At 67.8% G+C, this 20,483-nt stretch carries 21 protein-coding genes; 11 read left to right on the top strand and 10 right to left on the bottom strand.

What is annotated here, in order from left to right; genetic code table 11:
• Positions 1 to 22 precede the first annotated feature (22 nt).
• The 3 genes from CUR96_RS10140 to CUR96_RS10130 are packed head-to-tail and all read left to right on the top strand — an operon-like array spanning position 23 to position 2,871.
• Complete coding sequence (locus tag CUR96_RS10140) at positions 23 to 937, top strand: SMP-30/gluconolactonase/LRE family protein (RefSeq protein ID WP_180968992.1); 915 nt, start codon at positions 23 to 25, stop codon at positions 935 to 937.
• Positions 934 to 1,578, top strand: a complete 645-nt coding sequence (locus CUR96_RS10135; RefSeq protein WP_102193184.1) for a bifunctional 4-hydroxy-2-oxoglutarate aldolase/2-dehydro-3-deoxy-phosphogluconate aldolase — start codon at positions 934 to 936, stop codon at positions 1,576 to 1,578. The genes CUR96_RS10140 and CUR96_RS10135 overlap by 4 nt, the downstream gene beginning before the upstream one ends.
• 42 nt (positions 1,579 to 1,620) lie before the next feature.
• The gene (locus CUR96_RS10130; RefSeq protein ID WP_180968991.1) at positions 1,621 to 2,871 is read left to right on the top strand and encodes an FAD-binding oxidoreductase; all 1,251 of its coding nucleotides are present in this window, start codon (positions 1,621 to 1,623) and stop codon (positions 2,869 to 2,871) included.
• 71 nt (positions 2,872 to 2,942) lie between these two features.
• On the opposite strand, the gene gndA is transcribed toward CUR96_RS10130, so the two are convergent.
• Together gndA and CUR96_RS18845 are read right to left on the bottom strand one after the other, a co-directional pair.
• Positions 2,943 to 4,391 (bottom strand): NADP-dependent phosphogluconate dehydrogenase, encoded by a 1,449-nt coding sequence (gndA, locus tag CUR96_RS10125; protein ID WP_102193183.1) that lies wholly within the window; start codon positions 4,389 to 4,391, stop codon positions 2,943 to 2,945.
• Between the two features lie 170 nt (positions 4,392 to 4,561).
• Positions 4,562 to 4,687, bottom strand: a complete 126-nt coding sequence (locus CUR96_RS18845; protein WP_281255051.1) for a hypothetical protein — start codon at positions 4,685 to 4,687, stop codon at positions 4,562 to 4,564.
• 242 nt (positions 4,688 to 4,929) lie between these two features.
• Here CUR96_RS18845 and CUR96_RS10120 point away from each other — a divergent pair, with 242 nt between their 5' ends.
• Complete coding sequence (locus CUR96_RS10120; protein WP_102193182.1) at positions 4,930 to 5,532, top strand: 50S ribosomal protein L25/general stress protein Ctc; 603 nt, start codon at positions 4,930 to 4,932, stop codon at positions 5,530 to 5,532.
• A 125-nt stretch (positions 5,533 to 5,657) separates the two neighbouring features.
• Positions 5,658 to 6,239 (top strand): aminoacyl-tRNA hydrolase, encoded by a 582-nt coding sequence (gene pth / locus CUR96_RS10115; RefSeq protein WP_102193204.1) that lies wholly within the window; start codon positions 5,658 to 5,660, stop codon positions 6,237 to 6,239.
• Between the two features lie 16 nt (positions 6,240 to 6,255).
• Here the strand turns inward: pth and CUR96_RS10110 are convergent, their stop codons facing one another.
• Both CUR96_RS10110 and trpS read right to left on the bottom strand, forming a co-directional pair.
• Complete coding sequence (locus tag CUR96_RS10110) at positions 6,256 to 6,891, bottom strand: hypothetical protein (protein ID WP_245861181.1); 636 nt, start codon at positions 6,889 to 6,891, stop codon at positions 6,256 to 6,258.
• A 42-nt stretch (positions 6,892 to 6,933) separates the two neighbouring features.
• A complete protein-coding gene (gene trpS, locus CUR96_RS10105; protein ID WP_102193181.1) occupies positions 6,934 to 7,938 on the bottom strand; it encodes a tryptophan--tRNA ligase in 1,005 nt (334 codons plus the stop codon).
• Positions 7,939 to 7,996: 58 nt separating this feature from the next.
• On the opposite strand from trpS, the gene CUR96_RS10100 reads away from it, so the two are divergent.
• A complete protein-coding gene (locus CUR96_RS10100; RefSeq protein ID WP_102193180.1) occupies positions 7,997 to 8,314 on the top strand; it encodes a hypothetical protein in 318 nt (105 codons plus the stop codon).
• An 8-nt stretch (positions 8,315 to 8,322) separates the two neighbouring features.
• On the opposite strand, the gene CUR96_RS10095 is transcribed toward CUR96_RS10100, so the two are convergent.
• Genes CUR96_RS10095 through sdhC form a run of 6 tightly spaced genes read right to left on the bottom strand, consistent with a single transcriptional unit; the run spans position 8,323 to position 13,793 of the window.
• Positions 8,323 to 9,162, bottom strand: coding sequence for an exodeoxyribonuclease III (locus tag CUR96_RS10095; RefSeq protein ID WP_102193179.1), 840 nt, complete (start codon positions 9,160 to 9,162; stop codon positions 8,323 to 8,325).
• Between the two features lie 10 nt (positions 9,163 to 9,172).
• Entirely contained in the window at positions 9,173 to 10,300 is a 1,128-nt protein-coding gene (locus CUR96_RS10090; protein WP_180968990.1) for a YihY/virulence factor BrkB family protein, read from the bottom strand.
• Positions 10,301 to 10,311: 11 nt separating this feature from the next.
• Entirely contained in the window at positions 10,312 to 11,070 is a 759-nt protein-coding gene (locus CUR96_RS10085; protein ID WP_102193177.1) for a succinate dehydrogenase iron-sulfur subunit, read from the bottom strand.
• A gap of 2 nt (positions 11,071 to 11,072) precedes the next feature.
• Positions 11,073 to 12,899, bottom strand: coding sequence for a succinate dehydrogenase flavoprotein subunit (gene sdhA, locus CUR96_RS10080; RefSeq protein ID WP_102193176.1), 1,827 nt, complete (start codon positions 12,897 to 12,899; stop codon positions 11,073 to 11,075).
• A 19-nt stretch (positions 12,900 to 12,918) separates the two neighbouring features.
• Complete coding sequence (gene sdhD / locus CUR96_RS10075) at positions 12,919 to 13,359, bottom strand: succinate dehydrogenase, hydrophobic membrane anchor protein (RefSeq protein ID WP_102193175.1); 441 nt, start codon at positions 13,357 to 13,359, stop codon at positions 12,919 to 12,921.
• Complete coding sequence (gene sdhC / locus CUR96_RS10070; RefSeq protein ID WP_102193174.1) at positions 13,359 to 13,793, bottom strand: succinate dehydrogenase, cytochrome b556 subunit; 435 nt, start codon at positions 13,791 to 13,793, stop codon at positions 13,359 to 13,361. The genes sdhD and sdhC overlap by 1 nt, the downstream gene beginning before the upstream one ends.
• 182 nt (positions 13,794 to 13,975) lie before the next feature.
• On the opposite strand from sdhC, the gene CUR96_RS10065 reads away from it, so the two are divergent.
• The 5 genes from CUR96_RS10065 (at position 13,976) to CUR96_RS10045 (ending at position 20,481) form a co-directional block, all read left to right on the top strand.
• The gene (locus CUR96_RS10065; protein WP_102193173.1) at positions 13,976 to 15,091 is read left to right on the top strand and encodes a mannose-1-phosphate guanylyltransferase; all 1,116 of its coding nucleotides are present in this window, start codon (positions 13,976 to 13,978) and stop codon (positions 15,089 to 15,091) included.
• A gap of 148 nt (positions 15,092 to 15,239) precedes the next feature.
• Positions 15,240 to 16,346 (top strand): BMP family lipoprotein, encoded by a 1,107-nt coding sequence (locus tag CUR96_RS10060; RefSeq protein ID WP_102193172.1) that lies wholly within the window; start codon positions 15,240 to 15,242, stop codon positions 16,344 to 16,346.
• Between the two features lie 81 nt (positions 16,347 to 16,427).
• Entirely contained in the window at positions 16,428 to 17,957 is a 1,530-nt protein-coding gene (locus CUR96_RS10055) for an ABC transporter ATP-binding protein (protein ID WP_102193171.1), read from the top strand.
• Positions 17,954 to 19,195, top strand: coding sequence for an ABC transporter permease (locus CUR96_RS10050; protein ID WP_245861179.1), 1,242 nt, complete (start codon positions 17,954 to 17,956; stop codon positions 19,193 to 19,195). The genes CUR96_RS10055 and CUR96_RS10050 overlap by 4 nt, the downstream gene beginning before the upstream one ends.
• Positions 19,192 to 20,481 (top strand): ABC transporter permease, encoded by a 1,290-nt coding sequence (locus CUR96_RS10045; RefSeq protein ID WP_432612424.1) that lies wholly within the window; start codon positions 19,192 to 19,194, stop codon positions 20,479 to 20,481. Before CUR96_RS10050 ends, CUR96_RS10045 begins: the two co-directional genes overlap by 4 nt.
• Positions 20,482 to 20,483 lie beyond the last annotated feature (2 nt).

Raw genomic sequence — 20,483 nt, 5'->3', positions numbered from 1 at the left:
TCTCCAGCGAAAGGGGGCGCGGATGTCGAGTTCGCGAACGGTCGAGATCATCTCCGACGAACGGTACGTACAGGCTGAATCCCCTCGTTGGGACGGCCGAGACGGGGGTCTGGCCTGGATCGACATGGCGACCGGCCGCTTCCATCGGGGACGCCTCGAAAACGGAAAGGTGGTGCCGGGTCCCGTCGTCACCGTCGGTGCGCAGATCGGTGCGCCCGTGCCCCTCGCCGAACCCGGGTCGGGATGGGCTGTCGCAGTGGACCGCGCGGTGAAGCATGTGAGCGACGACGGCGTCGTCTCGCCGATCGCGCTGGATGTCGCGGCGGCCGGCAGCTATATGAACGACGGCGGCTGCGACCCGGCCGGCCGGTTCTGGGTGGGAAGCCAGTCGATGCCGAGGGCGCCCCACTGCGCGCTGTGGAGCATAGACGCACACGGCGTCGCCACCGAGCGGCTCGGGGGAGTGACCGTGTCGAACGGGCTGGCCTTCGACGACACCGGTTCCACTCTCTACTACATCGACACCCTCCTGCACCGGAGCATCGAGGCGTTCGACGTGGCGCCAGACGGACGGCTCGCCAACAGGCGCACGGTGTGCCACGTCGACGGCGGGAACCCCGACGGCATGACCATCGATAAGGAGGGCATGCTGTGGGTGGCCGTCTGGGATGCGGCGGAGGTGCGCCGCTACTCGCCGGAGGGGGCGCTCGTCGAGACCATCCGGCTCCCTGCCACCAGGCCGACGGCCGTGGTGCTCGTCGATGACCTGCTCGTGATCACGACGGCGAGCGTGGGGCTGCCGCATCCGACCCGTGCGGACGGTGCGCTGCTCGGCGTGGAGGTCGAGGTCGGCGGTATGCCGACGCGCCCATGGGGCGGCTCTGCGCCGGCCGTCAGGGCGGACGGTGCAGAGCTCGTCGGCGGGGTGATGCGATGACCATCGTGGACAACGCGCGTCTGCAGGAGCGGCTCGGTGCGAGTCGCCTCATCGCGATCCTGCGGGGGACGGATGTCGATGCCACCGTCGCGGCGGCACGCACTCTGATCGATGCCGGCATCCTGACTCTGGAGATCACCCTCACCCTCCGAGACGCGGAGGAGGCGATCGCTCAAGTCGTACACGATGCCCCATCCGGTGCGATGATCGGCGCCGGAACCGTGCTCGACGAGGCCGACGTCGACAGGGCGGTGTCGGCAGGCGCGCAGTTCGTGGTGACGCCGACGCTCAACGCGTCCGTCCCGTACGCGATCCGTGAGGGGATCGGCGTGCTCCCGGGTGTCTACACGCCCACCGAGATCCAGAGCGGACTCGACCTCGGTGCCGCCGCCGTGAAGCTGTTTCCGGCGAGCACGCTCGGGCCCGGTTTCATTCGTGCGGTCCGCGACCCGTTCCCCGGAGCGCGGATCATCCCGGTCGGGGGAGTGACGGCCGCGACGGCCGCCGACTTCTTCGCAGCCGGGGCGTTCGGCGTCGGCGTCGGCGGGCCGCTCGTCGGCGATGCCACCGGTGTCGGAGGCGACCTGGCGGCGCTCGCCGCGCGGGCGACGGTGTTCCTCGACGCGGTCGGGCGTGCCTGAGCACTCTTCCGCCGTGTCGGTGCTCCGCCTTACAGTGAGGGCATGGCTGAAGGCATCGACTCGACCGCATCCCACGTCCACCGGCCGGCGACCGTCGCTCAGGTCGCCGAGATCATCCGGGAGGCGGTGAAGACGGGCGCGCCCGTCACCGTCGTCTCCGGCGGTCATGGCCCGTGGTCGCACGCGCCGGCCACCGGCATCCGCGTCGAGCTCGGCGAGCTCACCGGGGTCGACGTCGAGGGCACGACCGTGCGAGTCGGCGGCGGCGCCGTGTGGGGCGATATCGCCGCGGCCCTGGGCGCGCACGGACTCGCCCTGAGCTCGGGCGACACCGCGAGCGTCGGGGTCGGAGGACTCACGCTCGGCGGCGGGGTCGGCTGGATGGTGCGCGCCTGGGGGCTCGCGGCCGACCAGCTGATCGGGGCGCAGCTCGTGACGGCGAGCGGCGAGATCGTCGAGGTCGCCGACCATGAGCATCCGGATCTGTTCTGGGCGATCCGGGGTGGCGGAGGGAACTTCGGCATCGTCACCCGGTTCGATTTCCAGGCGCATCGACTGCCCGGCATCGTCTTCGGCGAGTACGCGATCGCGGGAGACTCCGCTCCCGTGGTGCGCTCGGCACGCGATCTCCTCCGCGATGCCCCGAATGAGCTGACCGTGACGTTCATGGATGTCCCGGCGATGGACCCCAGCGCGCCGGCCGGCGCGCGCCTGAGCGCGGTGTGGGCCGGAAGCGATACGGAGGCACTGCGCGCGGTGATGTCGCCCATCGCAGCGCTGGACGGTGTCACGGAGACGCTCACGACGCCCGCGTACCGGGAGATCCTGATGGAGATGCCCGTGCCGGAAGACGGCGCTCCGGCCGGTCCTCCTGGGTTCGTCGGAGGCAACGGGCTGTTCGCCGAGCTCGATGACGAGACGATCGATCGGCTCGTGGCGTTCCGCGCCGCCTACCCCGCGTCGATCGTGTTCCTGCGCTCGCTGGGCGGCGCCTTCGGTGACGTCCCGCAGGAGGACACGGCGTTCCCGGCGCGTTCGGCGACCTGGTTCGTCATGGCCGGCGGATTCGACATCCCTGGGCTGGTGGATGATGAGACGCGGGCGAAGATCCTCGCCGACTGGCGTGAGATCGAAACCGGACGGCTCGCCGAGTACGGCAACTTCGCCGACACGGAGCGCCCGGAGGCCGTGCCGGGCATGTTCACCGATGCGGCCTACGCACGGTTGCGCGCGGTGAAGGCGCAGTGGGACCCGCAGAACGTGTTCCGCCGCAATCACAACATCGTGGTGTGAGCGGCGTCGTGTGAACGCAGAGGTGCTGGGCGGCGAAAGCCACCCAGCCCCTCAGCGCTGCGATCGATGCGTCAGTGCGTGTCTTCCGCTTCGATCTCGGTGCGGTCGCCGGACCACTGGGTGTGGAACGTGCCCGGCTTGTCGATGCGCTTGTAGGTGTGCGCACCGAAGAAGTCCCGCTGGCCCTGGACCAGAGCGGCGGGCAGGCGGTCGGCACGGATGCCGTCGTAGTACGACAGCGACGATGAGAAGGCGGGGGCGGGGATGCCGGCCTCGGCGGCTGCGACGACCACACGGCGCCAGGCCGACTGCGCGCGGCCGAAGACCTCGGCGAAGTACGGGGCGGTCATCAGCACCGGAAGCTCAGGTTCGGCGGCGTAGGCGTCGGCGATGCGGTTGAGGAACTGCGCGCGGATGATGCAGCCGCCGCGCCAGATCTTCGAGATCGCACCCAGGTCGATGTTCCAGCCGTACTCGGCGGCGCCGGCGCGGATCTCATCGAAGCCCTGGGAATAGGCGACGATCTTGGAGGCGTAGAGCGCGAGACGGACGTCCTCGATGAACGCTTCCTGGTCTTCGACGTCGAACTCCTCCTCGGGACCGGGGAGGGCTCCGGCGACGGCGCGCTGCTCGGGGTGCGACGACAGCGAGCGAGCGAAGGTGGCCTCAGCGATGCCCGAGACGGGCACGCCGAGCGAAAGGGCCGTCTGCACGGTCCAGGCTCCGGTGCCCTTGGCGCCGGCCTGGTCGAGAATGACATCGACCAGAGGCTTGCCGGTCTCGGCATCCACCTGGCGCAGGACCTCGGCGGTGATCTCGATGAGGTACGACTCCAGCTCGCCCGCGTTCCATTCGGCGAAGATGTCGGCGATCTCGGCCGGCGACTTGCCGGTGCCGCGCCGGATGAGGTCGTATGCCTCTGCGATGAGCTGCATATCGGCGTACTCGATGCCGTTGTGGACCATCTTGACGAAGTGGCCGGCGCCGTCGTGACCGACATGCGTCACGCAGGCCTCGCCTTCGGCGATCGCGGCGATCGAGGTCAGGATCGGGCCGAGGGTGACCCATGACTCGTCCGAACCGCCGGGCATGATCGAAGGGCCGGTGAGTGCACCCTCCTCGCCGCCGGAGATGCCGGCGCCGACGAAGTTGATGCCGGTCTCGCGGACGGCCTTCTCGCGGCGGATGGTGTCGGGGAAGTACGCGTTGCCGCCGTCGACGATGATGTCGCCGGGTTCGAAGACCTCGACGAGGGAATCGATCACCGCGTCGGTAGGACCGCCCGCCTTGACCATGATGATCGCCGTGCGCGGCTTCTGCAGCGAGTCGGCGAACTCCTGGTACGTCTGAGCGGGGATGAACCCGGCCTCGGGGTGCGCGTCCAGAACGCCCTGGGTCTTCTCATAGCTGCGGTTGAAGATCGCCACGGTGTTGCCCTCGCGGCTGGCGAGGTTGCGGGCGAGATTCGAGCCCATGACGGCGAGTCCGACGACTCCGATGTTCGCTGATGCTTCGGGCACTGACGGCTCCTCGATCGTGAAGAAGTTGGGGGATTGGTTTCAGCGTATCGCTGTGCGCCTTATGCCCGCGTCCGTGTTTCGGTTTGCCACGAACCGTCGTTCGACGGCGATGTCGCGGTCGCCGAGACCGGGGGCTCCGGACTCGAAGCCGGAGGGGTGCAAGCCCGGGATCAGTCCTTGCGGTAGCCCGACCGGCCGAGGGAGAAGAGAGCTGCGAATGCCAGGCCGGCGGCGCACACCGTCATGGCTCCGATGAGCCAGAGGAGGATGTGCGAGAGGAAGGCGCCGTCGAGCATGGGGGTCTCCGTGTTCTGCGTGGGGCTTTCGGCCTGCCGTGATGACAGATGGTCTCAGCCTACCCGGTCATCCGGTACCATTGAGGAGTACCTCGGCGAGGGATGCTTCTGCGCGTGCGCGAACGTCCGTTATCGACGCGGCGGAGCAAGCCCGGTGGCTTTCCTCACGCGTCTGCGTTCGAGATCACAATTCCAAGACCACCGCGCGGCCCCGTCGCTGCGTGCCCCGAAGGAGAATTCCCATGTCTGAAGACACCAAGGTCCACGCCGAACTCCGCGAGAACTTCGGCAAGGGCTACGCCCGCCGCCTCCGCGCCGCCGGCAAGATCCCCGCCGTCATCTACGGTCACGGCACCGAGCCGGTGCACGTGGCACTGCCGGGCCACCAGGTCTCGCTCATCATCCGCCGTGCCAACGCGGTGCTCGAGCTCGAGATCGACGGCAAGGGCGACCAGCTCACCCTCGTCAAGGACGTCCAGAAGGACCCGGTGCACCAGATCATCGAGCACATCGACCTGCTCGTGGTGAAGAAGGGCGAGAAGGTCGCGATCGACATCCCGATCATCGTCGTCGGCGAGTCCGCTTCCGGAACGATCGTGAACCAGGACGCGAACACCCTGTCGATCGAGGCCGAGGCCACCCACATCCCGCAGAACATCGAGGTCTCGGTCGAGGGCCTGGAAGAAGGCGCGCACATCACCGCCGCCGACGTCGTGCTCCCCAAGGGCTCCACGCTGCTCTCCGACCCCGAGGTGCTCGTCGTCGCGATCTCCGTCCCCGCTGCCGCTGAGGCCGAGGGCGACGAGGCTGCTGAGGCAGAGACCGCCGAGGCCGCTGCGGAGTAATCTCGCACAGGTTCGGAACAGAGGGGACGCGATCCGATCGCGTCCCCTCTGTCGTATCCGGCCGTCATAGTATGGCCGAGCCCGTGTTGCACGACAGCCCGGGCTCGATCGCGGAAGGACCACAGATGGCATCCACCTGGCTGGTGGTGGGACTCGGGAACCCCGGCCCGCGGTACGAGGCGACCAGGCACAACATCGGCCAGCTCGTCGTCGACGAACTGGCCGCCCGCCGCAGCGAGAAGTTCCGCGAGCACAAGGGCGGCGCTCGCGTCGTGGAGACCTGGCTGCGCCCAGGGGCCGACAAGCTGGTGCTCGCGAAGCCGAACTCGTTCATGAACGTCTCGGGCACTCCGGTGGCGGCAGTCGCCCGCTTCTACTCGGTGCCCGCGGAGCGGGTGGTCGTCGTGCACGACGAGCTGGACATCCCGTTCGACACGGTGAAACTGAAGATCGGCGGCGGCAACGGCGGGCACAACGGCGTCCGCGACGTCGCGAGCGCGATCGGCACCGCCGACTTCCCGCGCGTGCGGGTGGGCATCGGGCGTCCGCCAGGACGCCAGGACGCCGCGGACTGGGTGCTCGCCCCCTTCGGCAAGGACGAACGCGAGATCGTGCCGATCCTCGTATCGGATGCTGCGGATGCCGTCGAGCTGCTCGTCTCAGAAGGACTGCTCGCGGCGCAGCAGAAGCACCACGCGCCCCGCTGAGGGATGGTGCTCGAGCTCAGCTGGAGTAGTCGTAGTCGATGAAACCGGCTGCGGTTCCGGTGCTCAGCGCCGTCACCAGTACGACGAGGAAGATCATGGGAGCGATGACCGCGACGGTCAGGGCGGCGATGCCCTGCCCCCGGCCCTGCCTGCGCCGGATCGCGATGATGCCGACCACGATCGCCGCGATCCCCAGCAGCGTGCCGGCCCAGAACGCGAGTTCGGCCCACAGCACCTGGTCGCGGGCGGGGGAGAGGAAGGCGAGCGTGTCGACGTCGCTGACGTATTCGAAGGCCTCGGGGATGCGTCGGCCGATCTCATAGGCGGCGAAGCCGGCGACGATCGGGGTGACGATGGCGGCGACGAGCGAGAAGACGAGTGCCAGGACGCCGAGGAACGGCGCCTGCCGCTGCGGTACGGCCGGTGCCTGGTACCCGCCGGCGGGGACTGCGTATCCGCCGACCGGCACCTGGTAGGCGCCCGGGGGCGCCTGATAGACGGGCGCCTGATAGTGGACCGTAGCACCGAATGGGGGATGAGCGGGTGCGACGGGAGGCTGCGGGTAGGCGGGTGCGGCGGGCGGCGGCACCGCGCCGTACGGGGCCGGCGGAACAGGAGGAACGCCGGCGGAGGGCAGCTGCGGATCGGTCACGACCCCATCCTAACGGCGAGCGTCAGACGCGTACGGCGTGCGTCAGACGCGCCGCAGCAGGCCGACGCGGTCGTAGACGGTGCTGAGTGTGGCATCCGCGACGGCATCCGCTCGCCCGGCGTTCGCGGCGAGGATCCGATCGAGTTCCGCAGGGTCGTCGAGAAGCTCGAGGGCACGCGCGCGCACGGGCTCGAACTCGTTGACGACGACGTCGGCGAGGCCCTTCTTGAAGTCGCCGTAACCACGACCCGCGTACTCGTCCTCGATGGACGGCACCTGCCGACCCGTGAGGGCGGCGTAGATGGTCAGCAGGTTCGAGACGCCGGGCTTGCTCTCGCGGTCGAAGCGAACGGCCCCCTCGTTGTCGGTGACGGCGCGCATGATCTTCTTCGCCGACTTCGCCGGGTCGTCCAGCATCCAGAGCACGCCCGCGTCGCTCTCCGCGGACTTCGACATCTTCGAGGTCGGGTTCTGCAGGTCGTAGATGCGTGCGGTGTCCTTCTGGATGACCGGGTTCGGCACGGTGAACGTGGTGCCGAAGCGCGAGTTGAAACGCTCGGCGAGATCACGGGTGAGCTCGACATGCTGCTTCTGGTCATCGCCGACTGGCACGACATCGGTCTGGTAGAGAAGGATGTCGGCCGCCATCAGGACCGGATAGGTGAACAGGCCGACGCTCGCCGCATCCTGCCCGTAGCGGGCCGATTTGTCCTTGAACTGGGTCATGCGCCCGGCCTCGCCGAACCCGGTGATCGTGCTGAGGATCCAGGCCAGCTCGGTGTGCGCGCGGACGTGCGATTGCACGTACAACGTCGACACGGAGGGCTCGATGCCGGCTGCGATGTACTGCGCGGCGGTGCGGCGGGTCTTCTCGCGCAGCTCGGCCGGATCCTGCGCGACGGTGAGCGCGTGCAGATCGACGACGGAGAAGTACGCGTCGTACGCGCTCTGCAGATCACGCCACTGCAGGAGCGCGCCGATGTAGTTGCCGATCTGGAGCGAATCGGCGGATGGCTGCATTCCCGAGTAGAGGCGAGGTTTCGTCACGGTATCAATCCTATGGTGATGCTGGTGGCGCAGAATCCGGTGCTGGCAGACTCGAGCGATGATGCAGGTGCAGGGGGCGGCGACAGGTGACCGGGTCATCCGGGTCGTCGGGGCGGTGCTCTCCGTCGGGTTCGGAGTGCCCTTCCTGCTGCTGAGCGGGATGGCGCTGAGCAGTCGTTTCAGCGGCGGCTCCGGCGATCCGCACGGATACGTGCTGATCTTCGGCACCGTCCTCGCGCTCGGGCTCGGGTTGCTCGCCGCAGTGGTGGTGCCGCTGATCTTCCGTTCCAGTCGGCGGAGCGCCGCCTACGGCTGGAGCATGCTCGTCTACGTGCTCGCCGCGATCGGTCTCATCGCCGCATTGCTCACCGCCTGACGCGACGCTCAGTACGAGTAGTCGACGACCACGGGCGCGTGATCGCTCCAGCGCTGGTCATAGGCCGCAGCGCGGGCCACGTGGTAGGCGCCCACCCGCTCGGCCAGAGCGGGAGAGGCGAGGTGGTAGTCGATGCGCCAGCCGGTGTCATTGTCGAAAGCCTGACCGCGTGCGGACCACCACGTGTAGGGCCCCTCGACTTCGCCGTGGAACCGGCGGCCCACGTCGACCCAGCCGAGACCGGTGCCCACCGTGCCGTCGACGCACGTGATCTCGGCTCCCGCCTCACCCAGGAATCGATCGAAGTAGGCGCGCTCGCGGGGGAGGAAGCCCGCCTTCTTGCGGTTGCCCCGCCAGTTCTTGATGTCGAGTTCGCGATGCCCGACGTTGAGATCGCCGGTGACGACTGCGAACGCGTCATCGGCTGCGAGCTCGGTCAGACGCGGGCCGAAGGCGTCGAGGAAGCGCCATTTCTCCTCCTGGCGCGGCGTCTCGGCCTCACCGGAGTGCACGTATGCGCTGACGATGGTGATGGGCCGGTCGCCGAGGACGAAATCCCCTTCGATCCACCGGCCCTTCGAGTCGAAGTCCTCGTCTCCGAAGGCCGTGCGGACGGCGAGGGCAGGGGTACGGCTCACGATGGCGACGCCGGCGCGGCCCTTCGCGGTGGCCTCGTCGTGCACGATCGACCAGCCGGGAAAAGCGGCCTCAAGATGTTCGTCCTGACCGCGGACCTCCTGCAGAGTGAGCACGTCGACATCGGCGGCATCCAGCCAGGCGTGCATCCCGTTGCGGACCGAGGCCCGGATTCCGTTGACGTTGACAGTGGCGACGCGCAGATGAGGCATGGTGACAAGCCTAACGAGCGTCTCCGACATCGTCGCCCTGCAGCGGGGGCTCGACGACCGGCACCCCGGCTTCCGACGCCTCGTCGACGGCACGGCGCCACTCGGCACGGGCACGTCGCAGACGGTGGGAGAAGAGCGGGCGTCGCCACCAGGTGGATCCGTCGAGCGCGTCCTTGGCACGATGCACGCGGACACGTGCGGCGATCACCAGCGCCTGAGCCTCGGCCTCGGGAGTGATGCTCTCGGCCTTCACGATGAGCGGCTGATCGTGGTCGGCGGCCCCGACGGCGATCCAGGATGCTGCCACGAGCACGACGATCGATACTGCCCTGCACCAGATGAGCATGGCGACGATGACGGCGAACGTCGCCAGCAGCGGGTTGGTGGGGGTGTGCGAGAGCAGCAGCCCCGCACCGAGCTGCAGCACGACGACACCCCCGCCGCCGAGGAGCGATCCCGGAAGGATCCGCCGCCAGCGCAGCGAGGTGCCCGTCAGATAGCGCACCAGCAAGGCGAGAGCGGCGGCATCCATCGCGAAGGCGATGAGGATCGACGATATCCGCACCCCGACCTCGTACAGCGGCCGGGAGGCGTCCCCGCCGAAGGCCTCTACGGCCTGCGCGAGCGCCCAGACGCCGACGACGCTGAGGGCGGAGCCGAGAAGCAACGACAACCCGAACGCGGTCGCGGCGATGAGATCCCAGAACTTCAGGAGCAGGAAGTTGCGCGCGTCGAACGGGAGACCGAAGATGTCGCGGATGGCGCGGCGGGTGAAGGTCACGGCCGTCGTCGCGGACCAGATCACCACGGCCGCCGCGATGGCGCCGGTCAGGCTGAGCACGCCCGTCGTCGATTCGGCGATCCCTTCGACCTCGGCGGGGGAGGCGAGGCCCTGTTCGCCGATGAGCCCGGGGATGTAGGCGTTCGCCCCGGCGATCAGTGCGCGGATCGCGCGGTCGCTGCCGCCGAGCCAGAGGCCGACGCCCGCGAATGCGATGTACAACAGCCCGAACAGGGCGAACAGGCCCTGATAGCTCATGCCCGCCGAGAGGAGGAAGCCGTTCTGCCGCAGGAAGTGCCGCCAGACGCGCACCGGAAAGGCGGCGACCACGCGCTCTTTGATACGTTCGGCGCGCACGGCGATGGTGCTCAGCGACCGCCGCGGAGTACAGCCTGCTTGACCTCGGCGATGGCCTTGGTGACCTCGATGCCGCGAGGGCATGCCTCCGAGCAGTTGAAGGTGGTCCGGCAGCGCCAGACGCCTTCCTTGTCGTTGAGGATGTCCAGTCGCACCGCGGCGTTGTCGTCGCGCGAGTCGAAGATGAAACGGTGCGCGTTGACGATCGCGGCAGGGCCGAAGTACTGGCCGTCGGTCCAGAACACCGGGCACGACGAGGTGCATGCGGCGCACAGGATGCACTTGGTGGTGTCGTCGAAGATCTCGCGGTCGACGATCGACTGGACGCGCTCCTTCCCCTTCTCCGGGACGGAACCCGCGACGAGGAACGGCTGCACTTCGCGGTAGGAGGCGAAGAACGGCTCCATGTCGACGACGAGGTCCTTCTCCAGCGGGAGGCCCTTGATCGCCTCGACGTAGATCGGCTTGGAGATGTCCAGGTCCTTGATCAGCGTCTTGCAGGCGAGCCGGTTGCGCCCGTTGATGCGCATCGCGTCGGAGCCGCAGATGCCGTGCGCGCAGGAGCGGCGGAAGGTCAGCGAACCATCGACCTCCCACTTGATCTTGTGCAGCGCGTCGAGCACGCGGTCCGTGGAGTAGAGCTCCACGTCGTAGTCGACCCAGTGCGGTTCGGCGTCGACCTCCGGGTCGAAGCGGCGGATGTTGAAGGTGACGATGAACGACTGGATGGGGGCATCCGCAACGGGCGCTTCGGCGATGGCTTTCGACATGCTCAGTACTTCCTCTCCATCGGCGGATAGTTCAACTCGCCCTGGTCGTTCTTGGTGAACACGACGGGCTTCCAGCCCAGCTTGATGTGATCGCTGGGGGTCGACGAGTGCGGGTCGCCGGTCAGGTAGGCCATCGTGTGCTGCATGTACTTCTCGTCGTCGCGGTTCGGGAAGTCGTCGCGCATGTGGCCGCCGCGGCTCTCCTGGCGGTTCTGCGCGGCGTAGACGACGACCTCGGCGATGTCGAGGAGGAAGCCCAGCTCGACGGCCTCGAGCAGGTCGGTGTTGAACCGCTGGCCCTTGTCGTCGACGTGCACGTTCCGGTAGCGGTCCCGCAGCTCCTTGATGACGCCGAGGACGTGCTCGAGGGATTCGTGGGTGCGGAACACCTGAGCGCCCTTGTCCATCTCGTCCTGCAGGGCCTTGCGGAGCACGGCGATGCGCTCGGTGCCCTGGTTGTTGCGCAGGTCCTCGAGCATGCCCTTGACGAAGCCAGCCGGGTTCTCCGGCAGCGGCACGAACTCGGCGGTCTTGACGTACTCGACGGCCTGGCGGCCGGCGCGCTTGCCGAAGACGTTGATGTCGAGGAGCGAGTTGGTGCCGAGGCGGTTGGCGCCGTGCACCGAGACGCACGCGCACTCGCCCGCCGCATACAGACCCGGCACGACGGTGGTGTTGTCAGCCAGCACCTCGGCGTTGTTGTTCGTGGGGATGCCGCCCATGGCGTAGTGCGCCGTCGGCATCACCGGGACCGGCTCCACGACCGGGTCGACGCCCAGGTACGTGCGGGCGAACTCCGTGATGTCGGGGAGCTTGGTCTCGAGGACCTCGGCGCCCAGGTGCGTGCAGTCCAGCAGCACGTAGTCCTTGTGAGGGCCGGCGCCGCGGCCTTCCGCGACCTCCTGGACCATGCACCTGGCCACGATGTCACGCGGTGCGAGGTCCTTGATGGTCGGGGCGTAGCGCTCCATGAAGCGCTCACCCGAGGCGTTTCGCAGGATCGCTCCCTCGCCGCGGGCGCCCTCGGTGAGGAGGATGCCGAGGCCGGCGAGTCCGGTCGGATGGAACTGGAAGAACTCCAGGTCCTCCAGGGGGAGACCCTTGCGCCAGACGATGCCGACGCCGTCACCGGTGAGGGTGTGCGCGTTCGAGGTCGTCTTGAAGATCTTGCCGAAGCCGCCGGTCGCGAAGATCACGGCCTTGGCCTGGAAGACGTGCAGTTCACCGGTGGAGAGGTCGTACGCGACGACGCCCGCGATCTCGGTCTTGCCGTCGGCATCCTTCACCGTCAGCAGGTCGAGCACGTAGAACTCGTTGAAGAAGTTGATGCCGAGCCGGACGCAGTTCTGGAACAGTGTCTGAAGGATCATGTGGCCGGTGCGGTCGGCGGCGTAGCAGGCGCGGCGCACCGGGGTCTTGCCGTGCTCGGCCGTGTGCCCGCCGAAGCGGCGCTGGTCGATCTTTCCCTCCGGCGTGCGGTTGAAGGGGAGACCCATGTTCTCCAGGTCGATGACCGCGTCGATGGCCTCCTTCGCGAGGATCTCGGCCGCATCCTGATCGACCAGGTAGTCGCCGCCCTTGACCGTGTCGAAGGTGTGCCACTCCCAGGAGTCCTCCTCGACGTTCGCGAGGGCGGCGGCCATGCCGCCCTGCGCCGCGCCCGTGTGGGAGCGGGTCGGGTAGAGCTTCGAGATCACAGCGGTCTTCGCGCCGGGCCCGGCCTCGATCGCCGCTCGCATCCCGGCGCCGCCGGCGCCGACGATGACGATGTCGAACTGGTGGTAGTGCACGCCGTCGCGGACGACGGAATCCTGGGTATCAGTAGTCACTTCTCGTATGCCTTCTTCTCTAGCCCTGCGCCTGGCAGGTCTCCCACAGCGTGCTCGACTCGGTCACACCCAGGCAGGGGTCGAACGTGAACACGACCAGGGTGCCGAGGACGATGAGGAGGCCGGCGGCCAGGACGATCGCCCCGACCAGGACCTTGCGCACCTTCTCGGTCGTCACGTAGTCGTTGACGATGGTGCGCATGCCGTTCGCGCCGTGCAGGAGTGCGAGCCACAGCATCAGCACGTCCCACCACTGCCAGAACGGCGAGGCGAATTTGCCGGCGATGAAGGCGAAGTCCAGGGCGTGGATGCCTTCGCCGACCATCAGGTTGACGAACAGGTGCCCGAAGATCAGCACGACCAGGACGATGCCCGAGGCGCGCATGAAGACCCAGCCCCACTTCTCCAGGTTGACGCCGCGCCGACGGCGCGCGGGTGCTGCGACGGTCTGCGTGGCCATCAGTGTCCTCCTCCGAAGCCGGCGAACGCGAGCATCAGATGGCGGGGCACGAAGCCGGCCATGATGATTCCCCACACCAGCAGCACGGCCCAGAAAAGCTGACGCTGGTACTTCGCGCCCTTCGACCAGAAGTCGACCGCGATGATGCGCAGGCCGTTCATGGCGTGGAACACGATGCCAGCGACGAGGACGACCTCGCCGAGCGCCATGACCGGGTTCTTGTACGTGCCGATGACGGCGTTGTACGCCTCGGGCGACACCCTGATGAGCGCCGTGTCGAGCACGTGCACCAACAGGAAGAAGAAGATGGCGACTCCGGTGATGCGATGAAGCACCCACGACCACATGCCTTCGCGACCCCGGTAGAGGGTGCCGCGGGGGGTCTTGGAAGTGGTTTCCGAAATCGACGGTGTCAAGCGAGCGCTTGTGGACACGGTCGTCCTCCCTGGATCGATGTGACTCGGTCGCGTGCTGCGCTTGTCCAAGTGTGAACCCGACACGTCGCAGGCACGCCCGATCGGGATCCATCCTATTCCCGCCGGACGGCCGGGAGCGACGAAGGGGAGCCTAAGTGTCTCGACGTCGAGACGAATCGGGGAGAGGATACGCTGGCACGATGACCGAGCCCATCGAAGACTTCTACGCGGTGATCCCGGCCGGCGGCATCGGCAGCAGGTTGTGGCCGCTCTCGCGTGCCGATGCACCGAAGTTCCTTCACGACCTCACCGGATCGGGCCACTCGCTCCTGCGGGACACCTGGGATCGCCTCGAACCGCTGGCGGGTCCTGACCGGATCGCCGTCGTCACCGGACGCGCACACCGGGCCGCCGTCGAGGGCGAGCTGCCGGGCATCGCGGATCTCAACGTCTTCCTCGAATCGGAGCCCCGCGAATCCGCGGCCGCGATCGGCCTCGCCGCCGCCATCCTGCACCGGCGCGAGCCCGACGTCATCATCGGATCGTTCAGCGCTGATCACGTGATCCGCGGCACCCAGGTGTTCGAGTGGGCGGTGCAGCAGGCGGTGCAAGTGGCCCGGGAGGGATACATCTGCACCATCGGCATCCCGCCGACCGAGCCCTCCGTCGGGTTCGGCTACATCCGGAAGGCCGGCGAGCTCGTCGTGTCCGGAGCGCCCGAGGCCGCGCTGGTGGAGCGCTTCGTGGAGAAGCCCGACCTCGACACGGCGAAGGAGTACGTCGCCGATCGCAGCTATCTCTGGAACGCCGGCATGTTCATCGCGAAGGCGAGCGTGCTCCTGGACGAGCTCGCCCGCAGCGAGCCCGAGCTCCACGCCGGATTGCAGGAACTCGCCGACGCCTGGGACGACCGGGAACTCCGGGGGCCGGCGGTCGACCGCATCTGGCCGGGCCTGAAGAAGATCGCGATCGACTACGCGGTCGCCGAGCCGGCCGCCGAGCGCGGGCGGCTCGCGGTGATCCCCGGGCACTTCGATTGGGACGACGTCGGCGATTTCGCTTCGCTCACCAAGCTCATCACCCACGGACGCAAGAACGACCTCGCTGTTCTCGGCCCGAACGCCCGGGTGCTGTCGGATGCCGCCAGCGGCATCCTGGTCAGTCAGACGTCGCGCGTGATCAGCCTGATCGGGGTGCAGGACATCGTGGTCGTGGACACCCCGGATGCACTGCTGGTGACGACCGTGGAACATGCGCAGCGAGTTAAGGGAGTCGTGGAGTCCCTGAAGCTCACCGGCCGGGGCGACGTGCTCTGATGAGCATGTCCACATGCTCATCGGCCGTCTTGGTTTCAGCTTTGTAACCATTCGATAGCGGCTCTGCCACGGATATGCACAAAAGCTGAAACAGTGGGTAACTTTGAGCGATCCGCGATGGCCGCGGATTCGCTCAGGGAGGCACGAGTTGACCATCTCCACCACCAAGAAGCTGTTCGCCGCGACGGCAGCGGCCGGCGTCATCTTCGCACTCGCAGGCTGCGGCCAGGCGCCCACGGAAGCTCCCGATGGCGGCGACGCCGGTCCCGCGGTCGACAACTTCAAGCCGTGCATGGTCTCGGACGAGGGCGGCTTCGACGACAAGTCGTTCAACCAGCTCGGTTTCGAGGGCCTGACGAAGGCGGCCGACGAGCTCGGCGTCGAGGTCAGCAAGACCGAGTCGAAGTCCGCCAGTGACTACGCATCCAACCTCGACGCTCTCGCGTCCGAGGGCTGCACGTTCATCGTCTCGGTCGGCTTCAAGCTCAGCGCTCCGACCATCGAGGCCGCGACCGCGAACCCCGACATCCAGTACGCGATCATCGACGACTGGGCCGACGCCGACTTCGACGGCAAGACCGACGCTCCGAACATCAAGCCCCTCGTCTTCGACACGGCACAGGCTGCCTTCCTCGGCGGCTACGCCGCGGCGTCGTACTCCGAGTCCGGCACTGTCGGCACCTTCGGCGGCGCCAAGATCCCGCCGGTGACGATCTTCATGGACGGCTTCCAGCTCGGCGTGGAGTACTTCAACGAGCAGAAGGGCGAAGACGTCAAGGTCGTGGGCTGGGACGTCGTCTCGCAGGAGGGCCAGTTCACCGACGAGTTCGCCGCGAACGACAACGCGAAGCAGAAGGCGCAGGGCCTGATCGATCTGGACGCCGACGTGCTGCTGCCGGTCGGCGGACCGATCTACCAGTCCGCGGCTCAGGCGATCCGCGACTCCGGCGGCAACATCGCCCTGATGGGCGTCGACGCCGACGTGTTCACCACCGACCCGAGCGTCGCGGACCTGCTCCTCGTCTCGATCATGAAGGGCATGGACGTCGCCGTGTACGACGCCGTCATGGAGGCGGCCGACGACAAGTTCGACCCGACCCCGTTCGTCGGAACGCTGGAGAACGGCGGCGTCTCGCTGTCCGAGTTCCACGACTTCGAGAGCAAGGTCGACCCCGCACTGGCCGACGAGCTGAAGACGATCCAGGAAGGCATCATCGACGGCTCGATCAAGGTCGAGTCGCCGGCGTCGCCGTAACGTCGAACCCGCTGTACAGGACGCGGCCGGACGGATGCTCAGCATCTGTCCGGCCGCTCCTCTGATCGATAGATTGAGACTATGAAGCTTGAGCTCCGTGGGATAACCAAGCGCTTCGGTTCCCTCGTCGCGAACGACCACATCAGCCTCACCGTCGAACCAGGGCAGATCCATTGCCTGCTCGGCGAGAACGGTGCGGGGAAGTCGACGCTGATGAACGTCCTCTACGGGCTGTACACGGCCGACGAAGGGGAGATCCTCCTCGACGACGTGGTGCAGCACTTCGCCGGTCCGGGAGATGCGATGGCCGCCGGCATCGGCATGGTGCACCAGCACTTCATGCTCATCCCGGTGTTCACCGTGGCTGAGAACGTCATGCTCGGACACGAGCCGACGGGATTCGCCGGCCGGCTCGATCTCGCCGCCGCCCGTGCGCACGTGCGTGCCGTGAGCGAGCGCTTCGGGTTCGAGATCGATCCGGATGCCGTCGTCGGAGAACTCCCCGTCGGTGTCCAGCAGCGTGTCGAGATCATCAAGGCTCTCTCCCGCGACGCCCGGGTGCTCGTCTTCGACGAGCCGACGGCTGTGCTCACCCCTCAGGAGACCGATGAGCTGATGGGCATCATGCGTCAGCTCCGGGACGAGGGGACGGCGATCGTCTTCATCACCCACAAGCTGCGTGAGGTCCGCGAAGTGGCGGACAAGATCACGGTCATCCGCCTCGGAAAGGTCGTCGGCGAAGCCGACCCGACCGCATCCAACGCCGAGATGGCGGCCCTCATGGTCGGCCGGGCCGTCGAGCTGACGGTCAAGAAGGGCGAGCCGAACCTGCGCAGCGGCGGGCTCGTCGTCCAGGGACTCCGCGTCATCGACGACGCCGGGCAGATCGTGATCAACGACGTCAGCTTCGAGGTGCGACCCGGCGAAGTGCTGGCCATCGCGGGCGTGCAGGGCAACGGCCAGACCGAGCTCACCGAGGCGATCATCGGACTGCAGAACAAGGCGACGGGAAGCATCACCCTCGACGGCGAGGAACTGCTCGGTCGCAGCGTGCAGGGCATCATCGACGCCGGTGTCGGCTTCGTCCCCGAGGATCGCAAGGAGGACGGTCTGGTCGGCGAGTTCAGCGTCGCCGAGAATCTCATCCTCAACCGCTCCGCGAACGGCGCGCCGTTCTTCCGGGCCGGCACCATCCAGCGCAAGGTGCTCGACGCCTTCGCCCGCGACCAGATCGACGAGTTCGACATCCGCACCCAGGGACCCGACACGGCCGCCGGGCGCCTCTCCGGCGGCAATCAGCAGAAGGTCGTTCTCGCACGTGAGCTCAGCCGTACGCTGAAGCTCTTCGTCGCATCGCAGCCGACCCGCGGCATCGACGTCGGATCGGTCGAGTTCGTGCACGAGCGCATCGTCCAGACCCGCGATTCCGGCGTCCCCGTGATCGTCGTCTCCACCGAGCTCGACGAGGTGTCGGCACTGGCCGACCGCATCGCGGTCATGTACCGCGGCGGCATCGTGGGAATCGTCGCCGGCGACGCGCCGCGCGAAGTGCTGGGACTCATGATGGCCGGCGAACTGCCCGACGCGGCGGAGAAGGAGGTCGCTTCGTGAGCGAGGTCACCGAGAAGAAGCAAGAGGTCGTCGAGGCACCGCGACAGAACACCGTGATCCACGACATCCTCTCCGGATCGGCGTTGCGTGCGGTGCTGGCGATCGTCCTCGCGATGCTCATCGGCGGCGTCCTCATCGCCGCGACGAGTCCGGGCGTGCAGAGCGCGCTGGGCTACTTCTTCCAGCGCCCTGGCGACACGTTCGCCGCGATCTGGGATGCCGTCTCCGGAGCGTACGCCGCCCTGTTCCGCGGCGCCGTCTACAACTACAACGCGCCGAACTTCCTCCGTGCGATCAAACCGATCACGGACACACTGAACTTCGCCACCCCGCTCATCGCAGCCGGGCTCGGTGTCGCTCTGGCATTCCGGGTCGGCCTGTTCAACATCGGCGGGCGCGGTCAGATGCTCATGGGTGTGGCGGCGGCATCCGTCGTGGCCTTCACCGTGCAGGCCCCGATCTTCATCCACCTGCCGCTGACCATCATCGCCGGCCTCCTGGGCGGCATGATCTGGGGCGGACTGGTCGGCTTCCTCAAGGCGAAGACCGGCGCGCACGAGGTGATCCTCACCATCATGCTCAACTTCATCGCCTACTACTTCATCTCGTGGCTGCTGGCGACGCCCGGCCTGCTGCAGCGCCCCGGCGGCTCGCAGCCGATCTCTCCTCCCACCCCGGAATCGGCGCGGTTCCCGCTGCTGTTCAGCGCGCCGCTGACGGTGAACGCCGGATTCCTGGTGTCGGTCCTCGCCGTGGTGTTCGTCTGGTGGCTCATCGAGCGATCCAGCCTCGGCTTCCGGATGCGCGCAGTGGGCGAGAATCCGAACGCCGCCCGGGCCTCCGGCGTCAACGTCGGTCGCACGATGGTCTACGCGATGGGGATCGCGGGCGCACTGGCCGGACTCGCCGGTGTCAACCAGATGTCCGGAACGATCACGAGCGGCTTCGAAGCGGGCATCGACGCGGGCATCGGCTTCGACGCCATCACCGTCGCGCTGCTCGGCCGCAGCCGGGCATGGGGCGTGCTGTGGGCCGGCATCCTGTTCGGGGCGCTCAAGGCGGGGAGCTTCACCATGCAGACCTCGCAGGACATCCCGATCGACATCGTCCTCGTCGTCCAGGCGCTGATCGTGCTCTTCATCGCCGCGCCGCCGCTGATCCGTGCGATCTTCTTCCTCCCGAAGGAGGGCGCAGCCCCCCGTCCCGCTCGTCGCGCGAAGAAGGAGGTGGCCGCGTGAGCGCCATCATCGCAGCCACCACCGCTGCCGACGGCACCATCGTGCGGGAGACCGTGCGTCAGCGCAGCCTCAAGCTGCCCATCTCTCTGGGCGTCGTGGCGGTGCTCATCCTCCTCCTCGCGCTCCCGGCGGGCCGGAGCGGCACGAGCGTGTTCCGCCTCGCCGACCGGACGTCCACGCTGGCACTGCCGGATGTGGGTGTTCCCACTTGGCAGACGGTGTTCATCTGCGCGCTCCTCCTCGTGCTCCTGGCCGCGTATGCGACGGTCCAGGTGGCCCGTTACCGCCGGGTCGGGCTGTGGCTGCCGATCGTGTTCGCGTTCGTGGCCGTGTTCGGCTTCCTCACGTGGTCGGCCGCCGACGGTCTCGTCCCCGTCACCGGTCTGCTCTTCGGTGCGGTCTCGCTCTCGGTCCCGCTCGTCTTCGGAGCTCTCGGAGGCGTGATCGGAGAGCGCGCCGGTGTCGTGAACGTAGCCATCGAGGCGCAGTTCCTCCTGGCTGCCTTCAGCTCCGCGCTGGTGGCCTCGATGACCGGCAGTTATGTGCTCGGCATCCTGGCGGCGATGCTCGGCGGCGCGCTCGTCGCTGCGGCGCTCGCGCTCTTCGCCATCCGCTACATCGTCGATCAGGTCATCGTCGGCGTCGTGCTGAATGTGCTCATCACCGGCCTCACGAGCTTCCTGCACGGCGCACTGATGCGCCAGAACGAAGCGCTCTTCAACACTCCGCCCCGTCTGCCGCGCATCGCGATCCCGTTGCTCCACGACATCCCCGTCCTCGGGCCCGTGCTGTTCAACCAGACGCTGATCGTGTACCTCATGTACATCGCCGTGCCGCTGGTCGCGTGGGCGCTCTACCGTTCGCGCTGGGGTCTGCGGCTCCGGGCCGTCGGCGAACACCCCCAGGCCGCCGACACCGTGGGCATCAAGGTGAACCCGACGCGGTTCTGGAATCTGCTCCTCGCGGGATCGATCGCCGGTATCGGCGGCGCGTACTTCACGCTCGGCTCGGTCGGCGCCTTCGACAAGGAGATGACCGACGGTCTCGGCTTCATCGCCCTGGCCGCCGTGATCTTCGGCGGCTGGGATCCGATCCGCGCGACGCTCGCCGCGCTCCTGTTCGGCTTCTCGATGAACCTCGAGACGCTGCTGAGCAACCTCGGATCCCCGATCCCCGGCGAGTTCATGAAGATGCTGCCGTACGTGGTCACGGTGCTCGCGGTCGTCGGCTTCGCCGGCAAGGTCCGCGCGCCCGCCGCCGACGGCAAGCCGTACATCAAGGGATAGTG

This window comes from Microbacterium aurantiacum, from assembly GCF_002872075.1.
GTDB lineage: Bacteria > Actinomycetota > Actinomycetes > Actinomycetales > Microbacteriaceae > Microbacterium > Microbacterium aurantiacum_A.
The sequence above is the reverse complement of the archived record's forward strand: the minus strand, read 5'-3'. Positions and strand labels throughout refer to the sequence as shown.